Annotated in this window: 2 protein-coding genes and 2 pseudogenes; all 4 read right to left on the bottom strand. The window is 41.0% G+C overall.

Going from position 1 to position 3893, the window contains the following annotated elements; genetic code table 11:
- Positions 1 to 834: pseudogene (locus tag Q8O20_RS10545) on the bottom strand (hypothetical protein); the annotation flags it as partial.
- 185 nt (positions 835 to 1019) lie between these two features.
- On the bottom strand, positions 1020 to 1403 hold the full coding sequence (bamE, locus tag Q8O20_RS10540) for an outer membrane protein assembly factor BamE (protein WP_305531124.1): 384 nt from the start codon (positions 1401 to 1403) through the stop codon (positions 1020 to 1022).
- 132 nt (positions 1404 to 1535) lie between these two features.
- The gene (locus Q8O20_RS10535; protein WP_305531123.1) at positions 1536 to 3425 is read right to left on the bottom strand and encodes a methyl-accepting chemotaxis protein; all 1890 of its coding nucleotides are present in this window, start codon (positions 3423 to 3425) and stop codon (positions 1536 to 1538) included.
- A 146-nt stretch (positions 3426 to 3571) separates the two neighbouring features.
- Positions 3572 to 3893, bottom strand: a pseudogene (locus Q8O20_RS10530) (hypothetical protein); the annotation flags it as partial.

The raw sequence follows: 3893 nt of genomic DNA, 5'->3' as shown, positions 1-3893 counted from the left end.
GGCTACAAGACCTTTTTCGATAAGAGCAATATTCTCATTGATTACTTTTGCCATTTGTCCAAATTCGTCTTCTGATTTCAAATCAATCGTTTCTGCTTTTGTACTCTCTCGATTTAGGAAGCGAAAGAAGGAAAGGAGACCTGATTGAATCATTACAAGAGAACCCGTCAATACCTGAATAATCATCACAGAAAGAAAAATCAAAAGGGCTGTCACAATAATAATTGCACTGATGATGTACATATTTCCATCGGACACAAGCTCTACTGCTGATTGTTCATCATTCACTGCAACTTGTGTCGTTATGGGAACCAATTCATCAATCGCGCTACGATGTTCCGCATAGAATCCTTTTAATTTACCGTCAAATAAAACTTGTGCTCTTAAAGTATCACCGCTCTCTAGAGCAGGAATAAATTCATTGATAGCAATCTTAAAATACTCCCTTGCCGGAGTTTTTGATTTTTCTAGGATTAAGGTTCTTACTTCTGGATTAACTTTCAGATACGAAGATGCATAGCTATCATCTGACCAATACGTTTGACGTGTTTCATAATCTTTTTCTAACTGAATTAATTTATCCTTTAGCTCTTTAAACTCAGCAGGATTTGCGCGAAGCATATCGGATGTAACAAGACGAGATTCAATTATATATTCAGGTGGAGGTAAGATATCCGCCAATAAATCTTTTGATAATATAATACTGCTATAGGCATCGCCTTTTATTTTGACCGAATTTATTACCATAAAAGAAACTACTACGATAACAAATAATCCTGAAATAGCTAAACCGACTAGTAGTGATAATTTAGATTTAACGCTTAAATTACGCATATTTACCTTTTCTCTAACATTAGAGTATTAATTTTTAAGCATCTTATAGCGTTAGTGTTGCATATTTGTTGCATTGATAGTCAATACTGATTATTAAGTAATCATCATTGACTATCAATGCCTGAGTTTTAGTTTTACTATTTATTCTTTAACAGCCCCTCCTTAAGGGAAGGGTGTGGATGGAATTATTGAAAAAGTCCACCTTTTGTCTCGCCTTTGGCGTCAGCGCTGATAAAGTTTTTAACAATTCCTTTGTCGTCAAACAAAACGACAAGTGTTTTTGTCGTGTCGTTTGTACCGTTAACAAACCAGTTGGCGACAGGGATGTAGTTAACCGCCTTAAGGTCTTTTCGGACGTGCACGTATGACCATTTTTCGAGACCGTTATTGTCGAAGTCTGTCTTACTTGGGTCGCCCATAAGTGTTTTAACATCTTCTCTGGTCGATTTCCCTTTTACGATTGTGGAATCGATTTGACTCTTCTCCATCCGTCCTAAAGTTTCATTACCGCTTTTTCCTGCGCATCCAGTCATTAGTAGTGATGCGAGTGCCGTAGCCGACAGAAACAAAATACCTTTCATTATTATCCTTTTAGATTGTTTTGGAGTGCCCTCCATGTACCTCCTCAGAAGAGGTTGTCTGTGCAAGGTACTTTCAATAAAGTGTCATGGCTTCTGACGAAAGAGGCGAGGAGGGCAGGTTTAGAAATTTTCCCAAATAGTGTCATCTTTTTTGAAAGACGATTTTGGAGTCGAGAATGTCGACTGCTTGGAAACGATCGCTGTATGTCGTGGTGCATGAGTATGGACATTTTTTGTTGGAATGATCTGCTGATCTTCCATACAAGCCGCAACGCGAACTTTATTGAGGGATGCAAATACTTTTGTCGTATCGGTTTCGATCTCTTTGGCGATTCGTTCAAGCTCCTCAGGACGTCCGCCGCTTTTTTCACGGTTGATGAACTCTTGAACTTTTTGGTGAACATGGGCATGGTGAGTCAGAAGATCTTTCCACTCGGGTCCTTTTGCATAGCTCTCATTGTTATGGGCTTGAATCCATTTACCTAGGTCACATTGGGTCTCGTTGGTGACTGTCCATGCGCTGATACTCTCTTTGAGCTTTCCGAAATTGTTATTTTTAAAATTGACATGGTCAAATTTTAGTTTATTCGTTTCAAACATCATATCAATTCGGCACACGCGATTCTCCGACTCTGTACGGTATTTTGTTTTCGCCGCCGTATCGCTCAATGACTGTGACATTCCGAGTATATCTTCACTCAAATGGCTGACATCATTTGCCAATGAGGCATTTTGCTGTGTCATTTGATCGAGCTGTGCCACGGCAGAGTTGATCTGGTTGATGCCTGCCATCTGTTCACGGCTTCCGTTGGCAACGTCTTGGACGAGCTGAGTTGTCATCATAATTTTTTGGTTGATAACGTCTAACCCTTTCATCATGTTTTCACTCACCTGCAATCCATCCGTCGATTTGGTGTTGGCAAGTTCTGCTAGAAGTTTGATCTGCTGAGCCGCATCGGCTGAGCGGTTGGCGAGGTTGCGTACCTCTTGGGCGACGACGGCAAACCCTTTACCCGCATCTCCTGCAGTTGCCGCTTCGACGGCGGCATTGAGGCTAAGGATATTGGTTTGAAAGGCGATATTTTCGATAATATTGACCGCATCATTGATAGACTGTGTTGCGCGGCTGATCTCGTGCATCGCTGAAACTGTTGTATCGGCAAGCGCTTTTCCGTCATTTGCCGCCGTTTGCGTTTCACGAGCTAAAGATGCCATTTCGGTCGCTTTTTGGCTGTTAGCGGCGATATTACTCGTCAGCTCTTCGATAGCGGCGGCGGTCTCTTCGAGACTTGAAGCTTGCGTATTGCTCGAAGCAGAAAGGTCATTACTCGCATTTGAGAGGGTAGAAGCACCTTGATTAAGTGCCAATCCGTTGATAGAGAGAAGTGCCATAAAATCACCGACACTTTCACTGAGTCCTTGCAAGCTCGTCATCATACCGCCAAGTTCTCCCGAATACTTTCCGGTTTCAAACTCAACCGCATAATTACTGGTTCCCAGTGCCGACATCACCCGAGAAATTTCAATAGTCGCTTTTTCCATTTCCCCTAGAGCGGTATTAAACCCTTCTACGGCCTGCTGCAATCCGGGACTTCCTGCTTCTGATTTAATACGTACGGAGACGAAGCCCACTGCCATCATTTTGGCAACATTGGCGATATCCTCGATAGCTTCTTTATCTTTGTTCGCAATGGTGTCGAGTTTTTCCATATACGTGTTAAATAGTTTCGATACCTCTACGATTTCATCGTTACCGCTGATATCTAATCGGTGCTCAGTGTTACTAGAGCTGTTAATGATTTCAAACCCTTTGTGAAATTCATTAATACTCTTTAATATTGTCAATGATATTGTTCTTGCAAATATCAACAATAAACCAATAGTACCGATAAAAGTCACCAAAGCGAATCTCGGATAAATAGCAAAAACTACGGCAGAAATAATCATCAAAAAAACAGCGCTAATCGGAATTAGCCGTAATTTTTGTTTGATCGTTAGGTTGTCTAGCATAGAGTAGTCCTTATTAGGGGCGTTTAAGATGCAGAATTGTAGTTTTTATCTGTTGCAGTTTTGTTGCAGTATAAGTTGGGGTAATAGTAAAATGAATTTACATTCATTTTTAATTATTGTAAAAGGGTTTGAGGGAAGTATCCCTCTTAGCCTTGACGCAAAAGTTCAGCTTTTCCTCTAAAACTTTTACTTTCAATTTCTCGATTGATCTCTTCGGAGAGTTCTTGAATCACATCCGAAGTTTGAGAGACGTTCGAGGCAACTTTCGCATTCTCTTGTGTCATTTGATCGAGTTGAGTAACAGCGGTATTGATCTGACCGATACCCTGCATCTGTTCACGGGATGCATTGCTGACATCTTGAACGAGCATAGTGGTTTGTTCGATCTTACCTGCTATCACTTCAAAACCACGAGTCAGTTCGGTAGCGATTGACATACCTTCATTGGATTTAGTAGCTGCTTGTTCT

The organism is Sulfuricurvum sp. (genome assembly GCF_030691015.1).
Classification (GTDB): Bacteria; Campylobacterota; Campylobacteria; order Campylobacterales; family Sulfurimonadaceae; genus Sulfuricurvum.
The sequence above is the reverse complement of the archived record's forward strand: the minus strand, read 5'-3'. Positions and strand labels throughout refer to the sequence as shown.